The organism is Paraburkholderia sp. FT54 (assembly GCF_031585635.1).
Taxonomy (GTDB): Bacteria; Pseudomonadota; Gammaproteobacteria; order Burkholderiales; family Burkholderiaceae; genus Paraburkholderia.
This window is the reverse complement of record NZ_CP134198.1, coordinates 351,515-373,942: the sequence shown is the minus strand read 5'-3', so window position 1 is coordinate 373,942 and position 22,428 is coordinate 351,515. Positions and strand designations below refer to the sequence as shown.

22 protein-coding genes are annotated in these 22,428 nt (G+C 60.4%); 2 read left to right on the top strand and 20 right to left on the bottom strand.

The genetic code is table 11. The annotated features are described in order from the left end of the window. Nucleotides 1–248: 248 nt before the first annotated feature. From RI103_RS38755 to RI103_RS38730, 6 genes are all read right to left on the bottom strand, one after another. Nucleotides 249–629 carry a hypothetical protein gene (locus RI103_RS38755; RefSeq protein WP_310819482.1) on the bottom strand — a complete coding sequence of 127 codons (381 nt, stop codon included), beginning with the start codon at nt 627–629 and terminating at the stop codon, nt 249–251. Nucleotides 630–732: 103 nt separating this feature from the next. Further along, nucleotides 733–1,020 carry a hypothetical protein gene (locus RI103_RS38750; RefSeq protein ID WP_310819481.1) on the bottom strand — a complete coding sequence of 96 codons (288 nt, stop codon included), beginning with the start codon at nt 1,018–1,020 and terminating at the stop codon, nt 733–735. Nucleotides 1,021–1,045: 25 nt separating this feature from the next. Then, nucleotides 1,046–1,339: an H-NS histone family protein gene (locus RI103_RS38745; protein ID WP_310819480.1), complete on the bottom strand. Its 294-nt coding sequence runs from the start codon at nt 1,337–1,339 to the stop codon at nt 1,046–1,048. 105 nt (nt 1,340–1,444) lie between these two features. Then, nucleotides 1,445–1,738 (bottom strand): DUF6232 family protein, encoded by a 294-nt coding sequence (locus tag RI103_RS38740; protein WP_310819479.1) that lies wholly within the window; start codon nt 1,736–1,738, stop codon nt 1,445–1,447. Nucleotides 1,739–1,888: 150 nt separating this feature from the next. Beyond that, the gene (locus RI103_RS38735; RefSeq protein WP_310819478.1) at nt 1,889–2,065 is read right to left on the bottom strand and encodes a hypothetical protein; all 177 of its coding nucleotides are present in this window, start codon (nt 2,063–2,065) and stop codon (nt 1,889–1,891) included. A 35-nt stretch (nt 2,066–2,100) separates the two neighbouring features. Then, nucleotides 2,101–2,655: a hypothetical protein gene (locus RI103_RS38730; RefSeq protein WP_310819477.1), complete on the bottom strand. Its 555-nt coding sequence runs from the start codon at nt 2,653–2,655 to the stop codon at nt 2,101–2,103. A 74-nt stretch (nt 2,656–2,729) separates the two neighbouring features. Here RI103_RS38730 and RI103_RS38725 point away from each other — a divergent pair, with 74 nt between their 5' ends. Next, on the top strand, nt 2,730–3,536 hold the full coding sequence (locus RI103_RS38725) for an IS5 family transposase (RefSeq protein WP_310815545.1): 807 nt from the start codon (nt 2,730–2,732) through the stop codon (nt 3,534–3,536). Nucleotides 3,537–3,542: 6 nt separating this feature from the next. Here RI103_RS38725 and RI103_RS38720 read toward each other — a convergent pair whose 3' ends face one another. The 14 genes from RI103_RS38720 to RI103_RS38655 form a co-directional block, all read right to left on the bottom strand. Continuing rightward, on the bottom strand, nt 3,543–3,827 hold the full coding sequence (locus tag RI103_RS38720; protein WP_310819476.1) for a hypothetical protein: 285 nt from the start codon (nt 3,825–3,827) through the stop codon (nt 3,543–3,545). Nucleotides 3,828–4,046: 219 nt separating this feature from the next. Beyond that, complete coding sequence (locus RI103_RS38715) at nt 4,047–4,238, bottom strand: hypothetical protein (RefSeq protein WP_097393057.1); 192 nt, start codon at nt 4,236–4,238, stop codon at nt 4,047–4,049. A gap of 85 nt (nt 4,239–4,323) precedes the next feature. Then, entirely contained in the window at nt 4,324–4,542 is a 219-nt protein-coding gene (locus tag RI103_RS38710; protein ID WP_310819475.1) for a hypothetical protein, read from the bottom strand. Nucleotides 4,543–4,587: 45 nt separating this feature from the next. Continuing rightward, a complete protein-coding gene (locus RI103_RS38705) occupies nt 4,588–5,247 on the bottom strand; it encodes a site-specific integrase (protein ID WP_310819474.1) in 660 nt (219 codons plus the stop codon). Nucleotides 5,248–5,527: 280 nt separating this feature from the next. Continuing rightward, nucleotides 5,528–6,487, bottom strand: a complete 960-nt coding sequence (locus RI103_RS38700) for an SOS response-associated peptidase family protein (RefSeq protein WP_310819785.1) — start codon at nt 6,485–6,487, stop codon at nt 5,528–5,530. Nucleotides 6,488–6,533: 46 nt separating this feature from the next. Then, nucleotides 6,534–9,677 (bottom strand): error-prone DNA polymerase, encoded by a 3,144-nt coding sequence (locus tag RI103_RS38695; RefSeq protein ID WP_310819473.1) that lies wholly within the window; start codon nt 9,675–9,677, stop codon nt 6,534–6,536. Between the two features lie 6 nt (nt 9,678–9,683). Then, nucleotides 9,684–11,153 carry a DNA polymerase Y family protein gene (locus RI103_RS38690; protein ID WP_310819472.1) on the bottom strand — a complete coding sequence of 490 codons (1,470 nt, stop codon included), beginning with the start codon at nt 11,151–11,153 and terminating at the stop codon, nt 9,684–9,686. Continuing rightward, nucleotides 11,074–11,775, bottom strand: a complete 702-nt coding sequence (gene imuA / locus RI103_RS38685; RefSeq protein WP_310819471.1) for a translesion DNA synthesis-associated protein ImuA — start codon at nt 11,773–11,775, stop codon at nt 11,074–11,076. Before imuA ends, RI103_RS38690 begins: the two co-directional genes overlap by 80 nt. Nucleotides 11,776–12,534: 759 nt before the next feature. Beyond that, entirely contained in the window at nt 12,535–13,506 is a 972-nt protein-coding gene (locus RI103_RS38680; RefSeq protein WP_310819470.1) for an alpha/beta hydrolase, read from the bottom strand. Nucleotides 13,507–13,605: 99 nt separating this feature from the next. Further along, nucleotides 13,606–13,980, bottom strand: coding sequence for a hypothetical protein (locus RI103_RS38675; RefSeq protein WP_310819469.1), 375 nt, complete (start codon nt 13,978–13,980; stop codon nt 13,606–13,608). Between the two features lie 182 nt (nt 13,981–14,162). Further along, nucleotides 14,163–15,044 (bottom strand): NmrA family NAD(P)-binding protein, encoded by an 882-nt coding sequence (locus tag RI103_RS38670; RefSeq protein ID WP_310819468.1) that lies wholly within the window; start codon nt 15,042–15,044, stop codon nt 14,163–14,165. A gap of 164 nt (nt 15,045–15,208) precedes the next feature. After that, nucleotides 15,209–15,781, bottom strand: coding sequence for a TetR/AcrR family transcriptional regulator (locus RI103_RS38665; protein ID WP_310819467.1), 573 nt, complete (start codon nt 15,779–15,781; stop codon nt 15,209–15,211). A gap of 916 nt (nt 15,782–16,697) precedes the next feature. Continuing rightward, complete coding sequence (locus RI103_RS38660) at nt 16,698–17,768, bottom strand: IS110 family transposase (protein ID WP_310819466.1); 1,071 nt, start codon at nt 17,766–17,768, stop codon at nt 16,698–16,700. Between the two features lie 440 nt (nt 17,769–18,208). Next, nucleotides 18,209–18,841 carry a class I SAM-dependent methyltransferase gene (locus RI103_RS38655; protein ID WP_310819465.1) on the bottom strand — a complete coding sequence of 211 codons (633 nt, stop codon included), beginning with the start codon at nt 18,839–18,841 and terminating at the stop codon, nt 18,209–18,211. Between the two features lie 786 nt (nt 18,842–19,627). Here RI103_RS38655 and benC point away from each other — a divergent pair. Beyond that, a complete protein-coding gene (benC, locus tag RI103_RS38650) occupies nt 19,628–22,417 on the top strand; it encodes a benzoate 1,2-dioxygenase electron transfer component BenC (protein ID WP_310819464.1) in 2,790 nt (929 codons plus the stop codon). The last annotated feature ends 11 nt before the right edge of the window (nt 22,418–22,428 follow it).

Genomic DNA, 22,428 nt, shown 5'->3' with positions numbered 1-22,428 from the left:
CGTGGGGATGATTTTCGCCAGCTTGTTTCGAACGACGACCTGCCGTAGGACTGCGCGATCACGCGTTGATGCGGAATCAAACACTGGGCGCTTTTTCGGGCGGCGAGATCGTCTCGCGAAATCAACAACAGCCGCCACTAACTTGTGCTTGGACGTGCGAAAGGACAAGAAACATCACACATCCAAGCCATCGCGAGCCGAGTTTCATCAGATACCCCTTCGGCAGAGTGCCGCGTGTTTCTTGCCTGTTAGAATTTCCGGCTGATGAAAAATCCACCAAACCCGTTAGCGGCGGTGAGGATGTATGTCACGTTGTTTGACTTGAAGCCGTAGAGAGCAATTAGCGCCTGAAAAAAGCAAAACGCTCCTGCCACGACCCAATTGGATTTAAAGGTGCGCTTACGCTCCGACTCCGCATCATTGAGTTCTTTCATCTTCTGCGCGTGTACGTTCCCGTCGCGCAAGGTCTTTTCCCGCTCGCGAATGTCAGTGCTATCGACAAGCGCATGCCGAATGCTTTCGGCGGCACGAGCAAGACCGAACGGGTCATCGCCGTCCTTCTTAACATTTGCCAACGTGCTTCCAGAAGGCGATACGTCAGTGGTGGTGATGTTCGAAGAATTTTCCATGTGGTCTCTACGGTTTATTTGTTAGCGTTTAACGGTCACAGCCTAGCGCCGCCTTTCCTCGGTATAGCGCCACGATCCATCGGACTCGCCGGTACGTTCCGTCCTATAACTTACCGATATCGTGCAGATACTCTCCGATCCGCTCGGCGATTCTGACGCGCTCCTCAATACGAGGAATAAAATATTGCGCGTCGTTGACGGGCCGACCTAGCTGCTGACCAAGCTCTTTCAGAGCATCAAGCATATCGTCGGCGCTCAACGGCCTGCCCACAGCCGTGAATGCTTCATGCAGCGCTTGATGGAAGCGCTTCTCATCCATCGGGTGGTTGGTATGCCACGTGTCTACCTGCATCCACGCGCGCATTGCATCGATAATTCTTTGGTCGGCCATCTGCGTTAGCTCCTTTTCCGTGGGCTCAGGGGTTAATCAAAAACTGCTCGCGCGACTGCCCTTTGATCCACAACGGCTCACGTCCCATGCCGCTCCATGTAGCACCGGACACTGGATCGCGATACTTCGCCGGTTTGATCCCCGACTTCGGCCCGCGCTTGCCTTTGGGTTGAGCAAATACCTGCTCCGGCGTCAGCGAGTACTCGCTGATGATCTCGCGAACCTTTTCGATCGCAGCAGTGACTTCCTGCTCTTGCGCGGCGTCAATTTGCCTTTGCAGTGCCTCACGTTGCTTCAGAAGTTCACGGTAGCTTGCCACTCATTTCTCCAGTCTGTTCACTTGGTTGTCTCGCATTCGTAGCGCGACCCTTGGAATACGGCCACACCAGCTTTTCCCGGTTGTCAAATCGAGCAGCGGTCGTCATCAGCCGCGGACGACGATGGCGTCGTTGACCGCTCCAACTACGCGGTCGATAAATTCGTTGCTCGTGCTTATGAGCGCGCGTGATTCACCCGATGCGGTCTTGATGACGATGAAGAGCGTCGGCTTTCGGGTGGCGGCTGCCGTGAACGCGGCGATCGCGACAAAGGCGCCAATGACATGCATTGCCAGATTAGTCCCGAAGGCAGCGAAGATGACACCGACGAGGCAGAGACAGAGCATCCCCGCGCGCTTCGGTTCCTCGCGCAACTTGCGCACCGACGTCACGCCGCTCATTGCAAAAGTTTCATGCGGCGTAATGAACCGAACGTCCGTCACAGTCACGTTGCCTTCGTTGAAGATAACCGTCTCTTTCGATTCTTTCATTAGAATCCCCCGGGGCGCGCAGACCTACCGTGCTCAAAGTCTAGCTTTTCCAGACTGTGGTCAGTCGACTTTGACGACTTCGAGTTCGTACTCCGCCATCCAGTCAGATCCAGCACCACCGTCGCTGGTCACAACGCCGTTATCGAGCTGGTCGCGCATTTGTTCCTCAAACTCTTCGAGCGAGGTGCATTCCATTTCTTCGAGTTCTGCATCCGAAACTTCAATCCTGATAATCACGCATCGCTCCTTTACGCCGGACGCACCGGCTTTTCCTAGGCGTAAGCCGTACGTGCTTCGTCGCGGCAATCGGTGTAGTAGGCCGCGAGATCATGTGGCAGGTTTGCACGATGGGGTATCGTGAAGATCGATGCTGGGTAATTTGTTTGCATGTGCGAATAAAGAAATTGCACGCATTTCAACGCGACCTCCAGCGTGGGGATATTCATGACGTTTTGGTCGTCTAGATGAGCAACAAATTTGTCCCGGTAGACCCGCACAGCATCTAGGTAACGCGTCCACGCATGAAGATCTAAGCCAGCATCGCGAAGCAGATCGGCAAGGAAGCGTCGCTGCTCGGCATCGCCCCGAATAACACGCTTCCAGTGATGGCGAGCGTTACGATCGGCAAATAGCTTGCACCATTCGAGGATTGCGATGTCTAGCATATTCCCGTTCACCGTTGCACCGAACTGTGTTCCCTGCTTTAGGTCGCCAGTTCCGTCCTCGTTCGCGAAGCCCACACGGTAATACGCAATGTTGCGAGCACAGTGGCAGCACAGCAAACAAACTCTACGCACGAACAGAGGGTCCAGCGATGCGAGTGACATGGTAAGCGCCCTTTTCCGGTCCAATTTGTTAGAGCGTGTTAGGCACTTTTGGTCGGACCTGGTATCCTGGCAGGATGAAAAAACGCAGGCCCTACCCAACGGATGTGTCGGACGAAGAGTGGTACTTCGCCGCTGCGTACCTGACTTTGATGAACAAGGACGCACCGCAACGCCGTTACGAACTGCGCGAGATGTTCAACGCGCTGCGGTGGATCGTACGCGCAGGTGCGCCGTGGCGTTTGTTGCCCAATGACTTTCCACCGTGGGAACTGGTCTACCAGCAGACGCAGCGCTGGATTCAGGCAGGCTGCTTCGAGGCCATGGTGAATGACCTGCGTTCGATCATCCGGGTTGCGCAGGGCCGTCAGGGCCAGCCCAGCGCGGTCATTCTCGACGGGCGCACGCTGCAGTCGACCTGCGAGAGTGGACCTCGGGCTGGTTACGACGGCTACAAACGCAAACGCGGCAGCAAAGTCCACATGGCGGTTGATACCTTGGGGCAATTGCTTGCTGTGCATGTTACGCCGGCCAACGAACAGGAACGCGCGCAGGTCGGAGAACTGGCGCGTCAGGTTCAACAGGCCACGGGCCAGACGGTCAAGGTGGCGTTCGCCGACCAGGGATACACCGGCGAAGAGCCTGCGCAGGCAGCACTCGATGAAGGAATCGAGCTTCAGGTAATCAAGCTGTCGGAGGCGAAAAAGGGCTTCGTGCTGTTGCCGCGCCGCTGGGTGGTCGAGCGCAGCTTCGGCTGGCTCAACCGCTTCCGACGATTGGCCAGAGACTATGAGCGATTGCCCGAAACCCTGGCCGGTTTGCACTTCGTCGTATTCTCCGTGCTTATGCTTGTTCACTTTGCAACCCTTAACAAAAGTGCCTAACACCCTCTAGAGGACGTCAGCGTACAAATCGAAGCTGGTGAGGCAACTTGCGACAGCTTCGTTCGTCGCTGCGCGATCGCTGTCCGTCTCAACGCTGAACACGCGGTCGCGCGCCCCAGGCTCGTACTCATCAGCTTCAACGACCGCCCCCGGCTTGAGGTAATGCTCGAGGTGGCGAGAAAACGATGACAGCGCGTCCTCGACTTCCTCCGCGGACAGTTCGCTGCGGAACGGCTCGACTTTCGAGGGGCCGTTGTACGCGTAGTACGCTCGGTATTGAAAGCGGTGCATGGCTTTTCCCGATCGTCTCAATGAGAGAAATACATGACCATAGAGAACATAAACGCTAGTACCACCACAACAGCCCAAAATATCTGCCAGCCAGGGCTCGACCGATTTATCGCTTCAGCTAAGTGACTTCTTCGTTGATATCTTCGACGCGCCATAGCGAAAGCTCCAATTTTTAGTATGTGATACCGCAGTTCCGTCTTTTCCATGCACCAGTCGTCTCTACTGCTTCTGCCAGCCCATGCGCCCATAAGCTGCTGCGCAATCGTCAATCTCGTGTTGCGCGATGATCGGGAAAATTCCCGGCGTTGTTGCATTGCATTGAGCCACTTGCCCCGTCTTGGGGTCACGAAAAACCGCCGGTGATGCACACCCGGCAAGCATCAGCGCGACCACGATGATCGATCGATTCATGTTTTCCCTGTCGATAATGGGTCTTGTGCTGCTACGACGACGATTCTGCCTCGCGTTTCCTAGCGTTAGGCGCGTGGGGATCGCGTCACTCCTGAGTCGCGGTATAGCAACTCGGCGCCGTTTTTGCTGGTGGGGTGCCTTGCCAACAACGCTTCATTTCGCCCGTGTTCGTATCCAATCTCCACGCATTGCCGCCGCTATCCACAGCCAGTTGGTAGTGGCCTGATGCCGTGGGCGAAGCATCATGCGATGTCTGGCCGCAGCCAGTGAGGATCAGGGATAGCGCAATAGGGATGAATTTCATATCGCTTTTCCTTTGCCGTCGACATGGACCGTTCGATCGTGACGGTCAAATCACTCCACTTACCACCGACGCCAGCCTAACCGGATCGCCGTCTATCAAACGTTTAACGGCAGATAGGCTGGAAACTCCAATCAATTGTTGTATGAGCTTCAGCGAGCGTCCGTCACGGTGCAGTCTGACAACAAAAGTGCGGCGCGCGGCGCTGGCGTTGCCGTGCTCGATGCCGGCCTGTTGATGAAGCCGCCGCACAATTTCGGTCAATGACTCGCACGAATAGCTAACCGCGCCCGCGGGCGTCGTCCGACGCGTAAAGCTGAATGGCTCGCCGTCCCCAGTCAGGAACAGCGGGCTATTGGGGTCCAGCCCACGGAATGCAGCTATCGAGGTAGTCACGGCGTGTCGCGCATCCAATCTGGATTGCAGGTAGTCGTCAATGGCAGCACAGATTTTCTGACTGGCCCACAGCAGCGGTCGCCGCTTGCCGTTGAACGCAATTTCGGACCGCAAGCTTGCCTCTACGACACAACGCCCATCCGGCATGAGGTAGTCGGACACTTGAAGTTTTGCTACCTCGTTTGGCGTCAGACCGGTTCCATAGAACACAAGGAGCAAAGCAACGTCGCGTTTCGCGTTTTGCCCCGTGACGGAGGCCACCTTTACCGCATGACGAAGCTGATGTTGTTCAATGACAGGGGACTTAGCCATCCCGTAACGCACCTCAAATTGGTTGCATTACGAGACAGTATGGGCGCCGAGCACCGCGAATGCAATTGGCGCGTAATGGATTGCGGACCTGCCGGAAAAATGCGTCCTTCGGAGGTGTGTGAAAGGGCAGGGGGCTTTCCTGACGAATTCGCGTGGTGACGATCACGTGTGAAGTGGGTGGGCAAAATTGTAGACCGTTAGACCTCCTGGACGGGGCGCCGGCAACGCCCGACTGGCAGCAAGCAATGCGCAAGTTCAGTGTCGTCACGATCCGACCAGCTCAGGCCGCCATTCGATGTTCGTAGTACGGTCTATGGCGGTCGTCCAGAATCGCGTACTGTGCCGCGAGATTGTTGGGCTCGGGGCAAAGCCAGGTGTCGATATTCTCCGGCTTGATCGGGATGATGCAGCGATCATGACCCGCAGCGGCAATCTCCGGCGGCGGCTCATCGGTGATCGCAGCAAAGGAGAGCAGATCAGGCTCGCCAGGGCTTTGCCAGTGCGACCACAGGCAGGCGACGAGCATGTCCTGAGCGGGCTGTGGCTTGAACTCCAGGACCACGTTTTCCTCCAGTTCGCCTTCAGCGAGCTCGCGCCCTTCCAGTCGATGTCGCTTCACGTTTTCATAGAACGCATTCGCGACGATAAGACCGTGCGAATATCCAAAAAGTCCCTTCCAGAAGCCTTCCAGGTTGTCAAACCTGGCATTGTAGGTCCCGGGATATTTCTTGTCGTAGAATGCAGGCTTGCCAGCCGGGCGACAGTGATATCGCATCGGCTTGATGACGCGCTTGCCGTCTTCCATGACCATCACCGGAGCATAGTTGCCGGGGAAAATTCGCGAATCGCGGTCTTTCAGTTCGGTGCGACGGAGATCGTCGAGCCCGCGCAACGTCGAATCGATCTTGCTGGTTGCGATCCGTTTGCTTTCGGTGGCGGCCTTCGTCGTCTTGCTCTGCAGGGTGCGTTCCGCGTCGGCGAGTCGCGCGCGCTGTTTGAACAGTTCCTGCTCCAGCTTTGGGACCTGGTCGCGGGCGAACCGGTCAATCGCTTCCTTGATCCGCCGTTCCTCGTCGGTCTGGGGCACCGAGAACGCGGCGTCCATCGCCTTCGGAATCTTGACGTTGCTGCCCTCGGCGCGTTCCCAGTAAAGCTGCGCGAATTCCCGGATGCTCATATGTGCGCCAAACATCCTGACGTACTTGCGGTAGTCCGCCTGGATCTGGGCTGAATAGCACATGGTGGCTCTCCTTGAAGGAATGTGCGCGAATATGGTACGCCGGTTCTTAATGGAAGTTTCGCGTCGACGTGACGAGCGAGCCGAGCAGCGGGGACACGTCGACCAGTCGATGCGCGACGAGGTGGCGCACTTCACCCTCACGCTGCCAGACGCCGTACACGGCAAGTAGTGACGAGCCGAGCGCTTCGCGTCGCTGCTTTTCGAGCAGGGACGGCCAGATGATGACGTTGACCTGCCCGGTCTCATCCTCCAGCGTGACAAACATCACACCCTTGGCCGTGCCCGGCCGCTGCCGGACCGTCACGATGCCGCAGGCACGTGCGAGCTGCCCGTTCCGGAATCCGGCCAGCGTCGACGCCGGCAGCAGGCGCTGTGCAAGCAGGCGAGGGCGCAGCAGTTCCAGCGGGTGCCGGCCGAGTGTCAGACCGAAGGTCCGGTAATCGCTGGCGATCTGCTGGCCTTCCGTCATCGGCGCGAGGACCGGCGTCGCGTCGTCATCAGTCGCGCCGCGCAGCAGATCCCGATCCGGTACCGCAGCCACCGCATGCCACAGAGCTGCGCGCCGGTCGCCGGCGAGCGAGCGTAACGCGTCGGCCGCCGCGAGCGCCTGCAGGTCCTTGCGATCGAGCTGCGCGCGTCGTGCAAGATCGGAGACATCGGTAAAGGGCCGCACTGCGCGCGCGAGCTCGATGCGCGCAGCGGCTTCTTCCTTCAGGCCGCGAACGAGCGACATGCCGAGGCGTACCGGCGCGCGCGTCGAGTCGCCCTCGACAATCGAATCCCAGTTGCTGAGCGTCACATCGACTGGCAGCACCTTCACACCGTGGCGCCTGGCGTCCTGCACGAGCTGTGACGGTGAATAGAAACCCATCGGCTGGCTGTTGAGCATCGCGACGAGAAACGCGACCGGTTCATGATGCTTCAGCCACGCACTCGCGTAGACCAGCAGCGCGAAGCTCGCTGCGTGACTCTCCGGAAAGCCATATTCGCCGAAGCCCTGGATCTGCGCAAAGATGGCCTCGGCAAACTCGCGGTCGTAACCGCGCTCGAGCATCCCGTTCACGATGCGATCGTAGTAGGCTTCGAGTCCGCCCTTGCGACGCCATGCGGCCATCGCGCGACGCAACTGATCAGCCTCGCCAGCAGTGAATCCTGCCGCGAGCATCGCGACCTGCATCACCTGCTCCTGAAAGATCGGCACGCCGAGCGTGCGCGATAGCGCCTGCTCCATCTGCGGACTCGGATAGGTGACGGGCTCCAGTCCCTGCCGCCGGCGCAGGTAGGGATGCACCATGCCGCCCTGCACCGGGCCCGGGCGTACGATCGCCACCTCGATCACGAGATCGTAGAAGCAGCGCGGCTGCAGGCGGGGCAGCATGCTCATCTGCGCGCGCGATTCGATCTGGAATACGCCAACTGTATCGGCGCGACAGATCATCCCATAGGTGTCGGGATCTTCGGCAGGAATGTCCTGCAGTTCGAACGGCTCGCCACGCTTTTCTGAAATGATGTCGAGTGCGCGGCGTATGGCCGACAGCATGCCAAGTGCGAGCACGTCGATCTTGAGCAGGCCGAGCGCCTCGATATCGTCCTTGTCCCACTGGATGATCGAGCGGTCGGCCATCGCAGCGTTCTCGATCGGCACCAGCCTCGACAGCTTACCGCGGCTGATCACGAAACCACCACTGTGCTGCGACAGATGTCGTGGAAAGCCCAGCAGCACCGCCGCGAAATTCGCCCACTGCACGATCAGCGGTGCATCAGGGTCGAGACCGGCCTCGGCGAAGCGGTTGAGCAGATCGCGGCTTGAGTCGAACCACTGGTAAGCCTTCGCGACGCGATCGACGATCGCCGGATCCACGCCGAGCGCCTTGCCAGCTTCGCGCAGTGCGCTTCGTGGACGGTACGTCGTCACGGCGGCCGTCAGTGCTGCCCGATCGCGCCCGTACTTGCGGTAGATGTACTGCACGACCTCTTCACGGCGCTGATGCTCGAAATCGACGTCGATGTCAGGCGGCTCACCTCGCTCTTTCGAGATGAACCGCTCGAACAGCATCGACGAGCGCGCAGGATCCACCTCGGTCACGCCAAGAGCAAAGCACACGGCCGAGTTGGCCGCAGAGCCACGCCCCTGGCACAGGATGCCCTCGCTGCGCGCGAACCGGACAATGTCGTAGACCGTGAGGAAGTACGGTTCATATCGCAGATCCCCGATCAGCGCGAGTTCGTGTTCGATCTGCAGTTGCACCTGATGGGGGGCACCCGCCGGCCAGCGGCGATGTGCGCCGATGTAGGTCTCCTGTCTCAGGTAGCTTGTCGGCGTATGACCGGCCGGCACCAGCTCGTCGGGATACTCATAGCGCAGCTCGTCGAGTGAAAACTTGCACAGGCGAGCGATTCGCAGCGTCTCCCCGAGCGTGCGCTGTGAATATAGGTTGGCGAGCCGCAGACGCGATCGCAGGTGCTGCTCAGCGTTGGGCGCGAGATCATAGCCGCATTCGGCGACCGGTCTGCCGACCCGGATCGCCGTCAGCACGTCCTGCAGCGGCTTGCGTGAGCGCACATGCATGACGGGCGCGCCGGTCGCGACGACGGGAACGCCGTGACGCGCCGCGACGTGTTCGACGGTGCCGCGGTGAATATCGTCCATTGCACGCGCGTGCAATGTCAGTGCAACCCATGCGCGATCGCCGAAGGTCTGGACGAACCACTCGACCTGCGTATCCAGTCTGTCTTCATCGGCGGGGTAGTCCGGTGACAGGATCGCCACGCACTCGGGCAGTCCCCGCATGTGACCAAAGGGCTTTTCCGGGTGCGCCAGATCCATCGGGGCGAGCCGGTAGCTGCCCTTGTGGGCACGCATGCGCCCGAGCGTGATTAGCTCGGACAGGTTGCCGTAGCCTTCGCGCGTCATCGCCAGTGCGGTGAATGACAGGGCCGGTGAGCCGTCGGAGTTGGTCAGGTGGAAGTGCGACCCGACGATGAAAGGCAGCCCGGCCTTCTTCGCCTCGACGTGCGCGCGCACGACGCCGGCCAGCGAGCATTCGTCCGTGACAGCCAGCGCGGCATACCCGAGCTGCGCGGCGCGAGCGGCGAGATCCTCGGCGTGCGATGCGCCGTGCAGAAAGGAAAAGTTGGACGCGCACTGCAGCTCCGCATAGTCGGGCAGTGCGCCGTAGGTCGGCGCCATGGGCGATCACCCGAACAGGCCATGCAGGAACCAGCGCGGTTCGCGTTCCTCGACGGCGCTTACGCGCTCCCGGAAGACCCAGTAGTGCACCGCGTCTTCGGACTCCGCGACAAAATAGTCTCGCGTTACCGGATGCCCATCCTGCCAGCCGACCTCGATCCGTTCGCCCGGCGAGACCATGCGCAGCGGCGTGCCGTAGAACGGGCGGTGGCCGCGCATGATGAGCTGCACCGGGTTGTCGAGAAGCCAGGTGGGTCGCGGAAGATTTGGCGGCGGCAACATGGGTCTGGCGGTCTCGCCGATGGGAAGCCAGCGTGCGGCGACTTCCGGGCGGTGGTCGGCAACCGGAGCCGCCTTGAGCACGTTCTGCACGCCGAGCCGGGCGACGAGCAGCTCCATCAGGCGCGCGTGATCCTGCGGCGAGCCGCCGGGCTCCGGGAACAGCGATTCGCTCGGCGTGTCCGCTTCGCGGACGTCCTTTGCATCGAGGCGAACGGCGATGACCGGCGCGGCCAGTTCGACGCGGCCCAGCCGTTCTTTCAGCAGGCGCACGAGGTGTTCTTCGCGTGACGTCGGCTCGCCAAGCGCGATTTCGATTGCCGTCGGCGGCACCGCCGCGCGCCCGCGTTCATGCTCGAGCTCAAGTACAAACCGCGCGATCGCCAGCTGTCGCGCCGACAGCCAACCGGTCATCTGCAGGATCAGCCGCCGCGCCGCGAACAGCACGGCTTCCGCATGCTCGATCCGGTCGGGCAGCTCGAGCCGCGCGCTGAAGGCGGGGGGCAACTCCAGCCATTCGTACAGTTCCGGTGCCGCGCCCGTCGCGCGATCGAGCGCATCCAGCAGCGCCGTGCCGCAGCGCTTCTTGAGGCCTGCGCGGGGTAATCGCCGGACGTCGTCGACCGTTTCGCATCCCAGTCCGTCGAACCATTCGGCGTAGGGGCGCGCAAGCGGCAGGGCAGGTAACGGCACGCGACGCAGGGCGCGATCGACGGATCGCAATGTGAGCGCAATGCCACCCGACGCTCGGGCGAAGAGCCACGCGGCCTGCGCCGTCGGTGCAACGGCGAGTGTCGCGGTCACGCCGAACGCGGTCGCCGTTTCGCGCGCCCGCCGGCGCAGTGGTCGAATGCCGCCGAAGAGCCGCAGGCTCGCCGAGACGTCGGCCAGCACGACCGATTCCTCCGCCAGCACCACGTGCGGGGTGAACTGCAGCAGGGCGAAAGCCATGCCACGAACAAGCTCCGCTTCACGGGTGAGATCACGTTCCCGGATGACCGCGTCGGGGACGAGCGTCAACACGCCACCGCGGCGCATGCCGGGCACGATCCCGCCCGAGTGCGCCGCGCGGTCGAGCGCGACAACGCGGTCCTTCTCCAGCACGACAAACCCGCCCTCATTGCGTGGCATCGACCAGCGCGGGAGAAACGACTCGAGGGCGAGGTGCGGCAGATGTACGCCGATCCAGAGTTGCATATCGGCTCAACAGGGCAGGTGAAGGTACGAGAGGAACGAAAACGGGTTCGTCGCGCTGCGGTCCGCGGCGCTTGACGAAGGTCACTTCAATACCGCCCCTGGCGGCTCGCAGCGCAAGTCGCAGTGGCGCCGGCGACGTCGCTTGGGCGGCCGCGAGCGGGCGAAACAGGAACAGCAGGGTGTCGGAGGCCTGCGCGGCCAGATGCAGGCGCCGCAGCGCTTCCTGCCGGACTTCGGCCTGCCAGAAGAGCAGGGCGCCGCAGGTTCCGGCACGCAGGATCTGCTCGGCGGCCCACAGCGCGTCAGCCGTGCGCGGCGTATGCAGCGCGCAGGCCTGCGCTGCGGGAATGCCCAGCCACGCCAGACCGGCCGGTTGCAGCCGGTGCGGCGGCTGCAGCAGGAGCAGGGGGCGGGATCCGACGGTCGCCAGTGCGGGCCGCAGCAGACGCAGTTCACCGCAGCCCGGCTGCGGTGTGAGCAGTTCGGTGAGCGCGCCCGCGGGCCAGCCACCGCCCGGCAGTTCGGCGGCCAGCGCGGCATGGCCGCACGACACCACGCGATCGAAGCCGGCGGCCAGCTGCGAAGCTCGCCACAGCGTTATTCCCCCCAAGGCGGGATACATAGTTGAGTCGAGTAGAGCGTCTATCGAACGTGCGCGCTCGTCAGGAGGACGTGTCTGCGTGTAAAGGGCGGCAGCGGGGGTCATCGGAATCGCTCACGTAGATACTGTATAAATATACAGTGATTCTAACCCATCCCTTTCGAAGCCGCCCAGCTTCAGTGATCGCACTGCGTTCGCATCTTTGGTATGCGAAACACCACCCGCCACAAACCTTTGGCAAAGCGCTCAGTGCGCGGATACTGCCTCAATTTCGCGGCAATCTGCGCCGCAATGGCCGAGGCTCGCGTGCGATCCGGCCCCGTTTCTGGTGGCCGGTACGCACGCGGCACTGCCGAGCGACGTTACGCCCCGTGAGGACGGTCGAGTCGAACCAAGGTTTCGCACACCGACCATACTATGGTAGTGGTGTTCGTGTGGCTGACACCGCGCGGCATCCCGCCTACCTTGGAGACGAAATCGTGAGTTTGAGTGTGCGCTGTGAAAAGGTGGTGCTTACCGGCGGGGGTAAGCCTCGCCCGACAACGGCTTCAGCCGGAAGCAACCCGAGCAGCTATGGGCGCAATGAAATAGCTGAAGCCTTGGATGATGCGTGTCGCGAATTGGTGACAGCGCAAGTGTGAAACGTATCTTGAATCGATTCGTTCCTGGCAACCGCGACAGGATTGGCGCTTACCTGGGAGTGCGAGCAATGACGGATGTTCCCGTACTGCGCGTCAGCACAGCTCGGGCTTGGTGACCTGATGGTGAGCGAGCCGGCTGTTACTCGGGCTGGTTCAAGAAAACAGTCACGTCTTTCAGAAACAGATCGGGGTATTGATAGAGCGCTCCGTGATTCGAGTCCGGGTAGATAATCAACTGGGCATCCGGCAGGTTCTGCTGCAGCGTGTAGGAGTTAATCGTGTAGTGGACGATGTCGTTGCTGCCGGCGACCACAAGGACCGGTTGCTTGATCGCCTTGAGATAAGCGGTGGAGTCCGCACTCGGGACACCCCAAGCTGCAAAAGCGGCAACTTGGGCAGGAGCCACCTTGGCGTCGACGGCAGCATCACGATCCACTTTTCGCGCGTGGATTCGCGTCAGAAACGCGCGTCCGGCAGCTTGCGATGCATCCGACTGGGTGAAGAATACGTCGAGCAACAAGTCCTGCTCCGGCGTGCGTTTCTTCGCCAGGAATCCCTGGAACTCTGGAGTCAGCGTCGCCATGCCTGCGCCGCCTCGCGGCCCACTCCCCACCAGCACGACACGGCGAACCAGATCAGGCTGTTCGGCGGTTACTTCCTGAGCGACGAGACTTCCCATCGAGAAACCGAGCAAATCAGTCTTTGTGATGCCAAGCGCGTGAATGAAGGCAATTGCCTCCTTTGCCATCGCTTCGATCGTGGTGGGCACTTCACCGCCTGAACTGCCGACTCCGGCGTTGTCGAACAGGATTACGTCACGGTCACGCGCGAAGCCATCGATGACCTTGGGGTCCCAGCTATCCAGGTTGCCCACGAAGTGCTGGAAGAACACCAGCGGAACAGCGCCGCGTTTTCCGAATCGACGATAAGCGAGTCGCGTGCCGTCGAGATTGATGAACTGGGTTGGTACTGTCTGGAATGTGGTCGAAATGCCGTTCACCGGTGCGGTCTTGACGCTTGCTGCATTCGCGGGCATCAGGTAGAAAGCCGCGGCGAAACCAGTCGCGATAAGACTCAAACGAAGGCTGGACGTCTTGCTGAAATGCTTCATGGTAGTTTTCCTGTCATGGTGGGATAGCGATACGAGTTACGAACATCCTCAAATACTGTTTGCCGTTGCCGGGAATGTCCCGCGAGACGTGTGCTCGCATCAAAGGAAGACGTCTGGGCCAAGGTCCTGTTCAAGCAGTGACCCAAGCCGCGCAGCGAGTGACATGACAGAGTCGATGGGACTGAAAGTGACGCTTACGCGGGGAACGCCGCCGTCCGGGTTCCGCTCGATAATGGCGACTCCACAGAGCGTCTTTCCGTTTCCAAGCTCCGCGGCGTATTGAAGCAGGCTACGATTCTCAACGGTACCGAAGAAAGTCGGCGTTTGCGATTTGTATAGTGAGTCGACCGCAGCAATCAGTTTCTTAATGTTTTCACGCCCCGACACGGCTCGGCGCAGGACAGTACTTGTTAATTCGGCATCCGCGGTCAGGTCGTCAAGGAATGGGTGACGACCACCATTGTTGGCTGACATAATTCTTCTCCAAGTTGGATAAACAGCATCAAGTCCGCCATCCCTTGCGTCGCAGTAGTTCAAGTCAGGCGATTGAAGGGCACTAAACCGCATTATTTTGTGTAGTTGCAGCTCAATCGAATACAAGAAAAGCTGCCTCGTGGTGAGCTCGGGTGGCGATGAAGAACAAAACAAAGGGAGCACTACACCTCGAACGCCGAGCGGTTTTCGGCAACGAACGCCTCGATGGTCTGCGGCGCTTGTCTCGTGATCTTTTCGATTAAGTCATTCGTGCCTGCAAAGATGCCGTTCTGGTAATCGATTGCCACTTCGATAAAGTGCTGGATCAAGAATTCGGGCAAATCGTATGTTTCCAGATGCTTGCGATACGCCTCAATGCTTGTCGGGCTATAGACGACTTTGCGACCCGTCACGTGGCTGACGGCGTCGGCAATCTCTTGCTGGCTAAGATCGACGGGACCATACAGCGGATACGTCTTACCGATATGGGTTGACGGCTGAGTGAGAATTGCGGCGATAGCGCGCGCCTGATCTTCGGCGGAGATCGGTGCATGGCGTCCGTTGCCGTAGGGAAGCGTGATCTTCCCCTCCTTCACGATGGGGTCGCGCACCCACGGAAAAGTCAGCCACTCCGAGAAGAACGTCGGACGGATGTGGACGGTCGGCACACCTGACCAATCCAGCACACGCTCCGCGATCCAATGATCACGGGCCGCGTGACTCTTCGCGTCTTCGCGGGCGGATATCTGCGACATGTTCACAACGACTTCGAGCTCTGCGCGACGCGCCGCGTCCGCAAAGTATGCGGTTGCCTGGATGAACCCTGGACGCACGGGATAGCAGAGGTAGGCTCCCGATATACCTTGCGTGGCGCGTATCACGTCGTCATGTTCAAGCAGATCGCCCACCACGACCTCCGCGCCGGCCTTTCGAAGTGCTTCGCTTCTTTCGTCTTCCTTGTGAACAAGGGCCCGCACACTGTGACCGCCTTCGATAAGATGACGAACTGTGTGAACGCCAGTCTTGCCAGCGGCGGCCGTAACGAGATATTTGCGTTGTCGCATGATGTTGATACTCCGTTCTGAAGGTATGCGCACTCTTCCCGGGTGCAAGGCGCTGCTCATACCGGTGCCCGACGTCGCAAGGATATGTGTGTCATTTCCTCTGTTTAAGTGCATATGCACACTAAAAGATAAGCGTTCGACCGATAGCGAAGTCTCCGTATCGCCTAAATTGCGTCGAGATGTTCCCTTACGTGATTCAGAACCGATGTCGAAGCATCGCTATCCGTCAGGATTCGGGACATAGTGACTGCGCCGATCATGGCCGCTACTGCAAAGACGGCCCTCGACTCCGTCGAGTCCGACCGCTGCCGACCCAGCTGCTTTGCTACCAGATCAATGAGCTTGCTAAAGCCTCGAGAGGCGGCAACACGGGTGTTTTCGTCGCAGCGCGCCAACTCACTGCCCATTCCCGAAAGGGGACACCCATCCGCGACGTCGTCGCGATGGATCGTTGATACATAGCGTTCGACGATGGCCCGAAAGCCATCTTCGCCGTCGCTCTCGCTGGCGGCATCTTCCAGCGTAACAACGAGCTTTTTCGTCGCGACTGCGCACGCCTCGGCAACCAGTTGATCTTTTGACTCGAAATGCCGATAAAAGCCGCCATGCGTGAGCCCGGCGTCGGACATGACGTCGTGGAGGCCCGTCGCGGTGATGCCGTTGAGCCGAAACTTGCGTGCCGCGACGTCAATGATTCGCTGACGGGTCTCGGCAGTTTCAATCCTCGATTTCCGCATGACTGCGACGTCTCCAAGACGATCTATTGATTTAGATGGTAGTCATCATCTAAATAGAAGTCAAGTGAAACGGCGGAAGTTTCTTGAGCGATCGGCGCCCATGGAGCATGCCTCCCTTTTTCTTCGGGCGCAGACCGATGTTGGTGAAGACTCATGGAAGCTAGCCGGGATTGCACCGTTGTCGCGTGCCCTTCGACCGTAGACTTGCCTGGGTAGATCGTAGCGGTGCATCAGAATATTTCCTCTGTCGGATGACTGCAGACCCTGCAATCAAGGACAGTGCTGAAACTGGTTCGGATGCCGGTTATGCGCCGAAAGTACGAATTCGTCTTTTGCGGGACCTGTCATTCGCGACCGCCGACCGCCGACCGTCGAATGTCAGAAAAGCGAGCCGTAGCTGCCTGGCCAACGTCAATATTCGAATGACGGGACCGATAAGGCAACATTTACAATCGTGAATCGAATGGCCGCTTCTATGGGTGGATCCGACGCCTGAATGTCCGAGCGCCGATGCGGGCGAATGACGCTTCATGGCCGATGCTGTTTGCAAGGACTTCGCCCGAGAGTCAAGATCGGGGTTCGATTTTTTTGACGCTTGCAGACACTTGACGCGCACATGCAGGTGGGCCGGTTGGCGTAGTCATTTCATTTTCCTCAAATCGGCTGCTGCTGTCGCGTCGAAGCAATACCAGGAACAGACTGCGTCTTTGCAAACGGCCTTGTTGCCCGAAACGTATCGGGCGGCCATGATATGAGCCGCCCAGGAGAACCCCATTTGAAAACCGGCGAACAGGCATGAGGCAGTAAGCCTCATGCGGTAGCGACTCGCCAACAGCATCCTCGGGTTCTTCTCCTGTTCGGTCCGACCTCGTCTTGCTATCGCGTCGAGCAGTAGTTGAGTTATGCTGAAATCAGGTCAGGTGGTAGCGGGCGGTAACGGCGGATGCATCGGGTGGCGTTGCCAGGCATCGGCATCGTAGCGTTCGTCCCTGGCGAGCATCGCCCATAGCATTCGGGCATGCTTGTTTGCAATCGCAATCAGCGTTTTGTGATAGCCCTTGCGTTCATGGAGTTGCCTGATCCATCGTTGCAGGCGGCTTGCGTGCGTGGGATCGGCACGCAGCGCCGACTGCAACGTACTTCGGGCACCCTGAACGAGCAGAGTGCGCAGATAGACATTGCCGCGCAGGCTGATATGTCCGAGCCGTGTCCTGCCGCCCGAGCTGTGCTGGCGAGGCGTCAGGCCAAGCCAGGCACCGAACTGTCTGCCATTTCTGAAGACCTTCGCGTCGGGCACCGTGGCGGCCAGCGCGCTTGAGGTCACCGGACCGACGCCGAGCAGTTCGCTGGCGCGTCTTGCAACGTCACTGCTTCTGGCGTGAGCGGCGATCTGCTGGTCGCAGCGGGCGAGCCGCAGGTTTAGCGCGGCCAGCTGTTCGCGCACCTCCAGCAGCATCGCACGCACCGGGTCAGGCAGCCTGGTGTCTTCGATCAGGATCGGCAACGCGCTGAAAAAACGGTCCGCAGAACGAGCAATTACCACACCGAATTCTGCCAGCAGCCCGCGCGTGCGGTTCAGCAATGCTGTCCGTTCCTCCTGCCAGCCATTACGCACGCTATGCCAGGCCAGGATCGCCTGCTGCTCGACGGATTTGATCGCTACAAAACGCATCGTCGGCTGCCGCGCCGCAACGGCGATGGCCTCAGCATCGGCCGCATCATTCTTGCCACCGGGCCTGAACGGCTTGACGAACTCGGCTGGAATAAGCCGGGCCGTGTGACCACGCGCGGCGAACCAGCGCCCCCAGTGATGGGATGAACCACAGGCCTCCATCGCGACGCGGCACGGGGATAGCTGTTCAGCCCATCGGATGAACGCCTCGCGTCGCAGCACGCGTCGCTGCAGCACCGCGCCCGTGACGTCGAGCACGCAGATCGCGAACACATCCTTTGCCAGGTCGATTCCGACGGTAGTAAGCTGGTCCATGACTTCCCCTCCTGTTCAGATTGATGGCTGACACCTCAATCCTGGCACTCGATGCCGTGCGACTTCAACGTCGCCTCAGGTTGGGGAAGTCCCTCACATTTGAAAAAGTCGGTCGCCGTCTTTCCCGCAAGGTTTTCAGGGGTCTCTTACCCTTAACCGATGTTCACGAGCGGTTTGTAGGCCAATCTCAGAGGTCGAATTCTTCGCCGGCGGATCGAAAGCAGCGAGCAGCGACTTTTTCAACAGCATCGGCCGCGCGCTGCCTGTCGCGGCCGACGGCAGGCGTCCCCGCTTCTGCCGATTGTGCGAGATCCACGACTGGCCGTTGCTCTGCGCGGTGGACAGTGCTGCAAATCGGCTGCTTTGCGCTGCATCAAAGCGGTTTGAACGCAAGCATCTGCCAAGCTCAACGCGGGCATACGATGACAGCCCCTGGCGTCTCAGGCGACCGGCTTGCGCCACACGCTGGCTAGCCACGGCTGCCGTTCACGCGGCAAGCCGGCGGGCCGGTAATAATGCTCAATTTCGACGAATCCCGCGCCCGCCATATATCGTCGCCATGCTTCGAGATCATGGTAGACGCCGTAGCGGCCGTCGCTCCAGCCTTCCTGATTCGTGCCGCGCGGGTTGGAGCTGAACAGCACGCCGCCGAGCTTCAGTGTCGCGTGCAATTGCCGCAACACGCGCGGCAACGCCTGACTCGGGACGTGGAACAGCGCGGCGTTGGCGAAAATGCCGTCAAAGTGCGCGGCCGGCAAATCGAGATGCAGGAAATCCTGCTGCCAGACGTCGCAGCCAGTCGCGTCACGCGCCATTGCAACGAAGCGCTCGGCGCCATCGAGGCCGACCGCGCAATGGCCGAGTGCGGTGAAGGCCTTGAGATCTCGCCCCGGCCCGCAGCCGAAATCCAGGATCGTAAGAGGGGGCTCGACTTCGATATGGTGCAGCAGCGCCGCGATGTTCTGCGTGACGTCGTGGTCGTACGTGCCGTCGCGGAAATCTTCCGCATGCGCGTCGTAGTGCTGCAACGTGACGGCACTGATTTTATCGAGGTCACGGGGGTCGAGTTCCATGCAGGAAGCATATCTCGGGGCATTTCCCGCACGACTACGTCGTACCTCCGGTGTCATCGGTCGTGGTCGGTTGCGTACCGAACAGGATGAACAACGCGATTCCGTGTGCGCAACTGATTCCTCTTGGGTTTCCGAGGAACGCGCACGGTATCACGCGAACGGCTGGAGATGGGCCGTACCTTGCACATCGTCGTGCGATCGACCCGTGCGTGCTACGAGCGGCAGCATGCGACCCGGAGCGGTCCTCTACCTTTTCCCAAACCGGACATTCATGGGTTGTACTGAAGGTTCGAATGGTTGACATTTGTTTCAACCGCTAGGGCACTCGACATAAGCTGACAAACTGCCTTCTTCGTGTGCAACCCGGCGTGGCAGTCCTTCGGGAAGTGCCTCCCGATTGTTATACGCGTTAGGTCCAGAAGGGACGTTCGAAATGCAACACGCTGTGACGTAGACCGACCCGGCCAATAGGCGCACGCAGCGAACAAGCAGTGGCGATCATCCCGCTCCGAAGCGCGGCGGAATTAATGCGATCAATGGGTATTTTCCGGACTCAGCCGGCAAATGAGGTCCGGATTAGTCCGGTCATCCGGCTTCCATCACGATGCACGTTTTGTCCGGGTGAACGTCGACTCTGTCCGTTGAGGAGGACGCGGCTCAGGCTCTAAATTGGCGGCATTGAACCCACCGGGCGCTTGCGAGAAAGAGGTTATCTCGCGCGCCGCCCCGCCCGAGCAAACCGCCAGCGCAGCGGAATGGTCGGGCGGCTCTAGAGGAGACACCGCCATGGCACATCAGATAACCCTCCGTTTTGAGGACGGAGTGACCCGCTTCATCGAGTGCAAGGAGGGCGAGCGTGTTACCGATGCCGCCATTCGCGCAAAGATCAATATTCCACTCGATTGCCGTGATGGTGTGTGTGGCACCTGCAAGGCGGTCTGCGAGTCCGGCGACTACGCTCTGGGCGACTACGTGGAAGATGCGCTCAGCCCGGAAGAGGCGAGCGCACGCAAGGTTCTCACCTGCCAGATGAGCCCACGTTCCGACTGCGTGATCCAGCTCGCCACGAATTCCGATGTCTCGGGGACCGGACCGTCCTCGCACCAAGGACGGATCGTCGCCTGCCAACGCGCGTCGGACACCACGATCGCCTTCTCGGTCGAGTTGGAGAACCGCGCGGATCTCGGCTTCCTTGCGGGGCAGTATGTCAACATCCGGGTACCCGGCACCGATCAGACCCGCTCCTACTCCTTCAGTTCGGGGCCGTCCGAGCCGCGTTTGTCCTTCCTTGTGCGCAATGTGCGTCAAGGGGCGATGTCGACCTGGCTTTGCGAATCCGCCAAAGTAGGAGATTCAATCGAGTTTCGTGGCCCGCTGGGAAGCTTCTACCTGCGCCCCATCGAGCGGCCGGTGCTGTTTCTGGCGGGTGGCACTGGCCTCGCGCCGTTCCTGTCGATGCTGGACAAAATCGTCGCGGAAGGCGGCAGTCCGTATCCGATCCACATGATTCTTGGTGTGAACAGCGACGAGGATCTGGTTGGCATCGACCGGCTCGAAACCTGTGCGCAGCGGCTGCCGAACTTCACCTATGCCTGCACCGTCTCCAGCCCCGACAGTGCCCACCCCAACAAAGGCTATGTGACCCACCACATCAGCGCTTCTCAGCTTAACGATGGCGATGCGGATGTGTACCTCTGCGGGCCGCCGCCGATGGTCGATGCGGTGCGCAACTTTCTCTCGTCCGAAGGGCTGACGCCGCGCAACTTTTATTACGAGAAGTTTGCCGGCACCGGCCTGGTCGTTCAGACCGGCGAGGAGCGCATCGCTCCTGTCGATGTGGATGAAGCCTTCGATTTGCGCATGGCGCTCGAACTCGGGGCGGCCCAGCTGACCATGGGCCGGCTGTCGAGCGAGCAATTGATCACGTTCCGCCAGCTCGCCGAGGCAACGGCACCGGTTGTGTCCGGGCGGCGCTTTACCGACGTTGCGCGCTACATCGAGGCAAACCATGCCTTCCACCTGTTCACCATTGAAGCTTCCGGCAACGACCAACTGATCGCGCTCTACCGGCAACTGGCCGTGCAGGACTACATCGCTCGCGCGCTGACCGACCAGATCGAGATCGTCGGCGATATCGTCCAGCAGCACCGGGACATTGTCGCCGCCTTCGAACTGGGCGACCTGAACGCGGCGCGGGACATGATTGCGCGGCATGCGCTCCATTCCAAGGCCACGATGAGCCGGGCGCTAGGGCGTATGGCGATAGGCAAGACGGCACCCATGGTCGCAGCGCCACCTGCTCCCCCGGCCGCCGCACCGCAGAGCGCGCCGCAGATTTGCCCATTCACGGCCAAGAGCCTTCCGGCCTATTCTCACGAACTGGACTGGCCCGAGGGGCTAGAGCCGTTCAAGGTGGTCGATGACGGCTCGCAAGGCGACCCTTACGAGCACTACCGCTGGATGCGGGAGCATGCGCCGGTGCTGCGTTGCCAGTCGGCGACTTCGGACGTGTGGTTCCTGTCGCGCTATGACGATGTCTACCAGGCGATTCGCAATCCCAAGCTGTTTTCCTCCGAGGTCGTCAGCCCGCCACCGTTGACGTTCCTGACGCTGTTCGATGCGCCCGACCATTCGCGCTTGCGCAAGGTCGTCCAACCGTCCTTCCTGCCGCTGGCGCTCGATCCCTTTATCGAGCAGATCGGGCAGAGAGCGGAGGACCTGCTCGACGCGATGATTGCGAAAGGCGGCGGCGATGTGGTCAACGATTTCGCTATCCCGCTCAGCATCTCGACCATCTCCGCGATGATCGACGTGCCGAACGAGGATGAAGAGAAAATGAAGTTCTGGTCGGACGAGACTTTCAGTTACTTCGGGCGCCTCGCACGCAATGCGCCGGGAACCGGCACCGACGAGCAGAGCGCGCAGGCTTTCTTCGCCTACCTGAAGGAAGCAATGGAGCGGCTCGTTCGTACCGACAGTCAGTCGATTGGCGGGCATATCGCGCGCATGTGGAAGGACGGGCTGCTTTCGGAGAAGGAAGCGAAGGAGCTGTGCGCCTTCGTCTTCATCGCCGGGCACGACACGACGACTATCCTTGTCGCCAACACTTTTCGCATGTTCGCCGAACAGCCGAACCTGCTGGGACGTATCCGCGAAACCCCCTCCGACGCTGACCGTTTCGTCGAGGAGGTGGCGCGCTATCGTGGCACCGTTCAGCGCGTGAGCCGCATGACCACCGAGGCGACCACAGTCGCCGGCATTGATCTGCCCAAAGGCGCGGTGGTGCGCTTGCTGCTGTCGGCTGCGAACCGCGACAGCCGCAAGTTTGCCGAGGGTGAGACGTTCGACATCGACCGCGATTCCAGCGGCCACCTGGGTTTCGGCAACGGTATGCACAAATGCCTCGGCGCGCCCCTCGCCAAGCTGGAGACGCTGATCGCGACGAAGGCTCTGGCCAGGAAGGTTGGCGATATCGCACTCGATCCGGCACGGCCGATCCAGTATGTGCGGGGCAACAACCTCACCAACTCCGGGCCGGAACACCTGTTCGTCAAGTTCCGTGGACGATCGGCCTAAAGCAGATGACG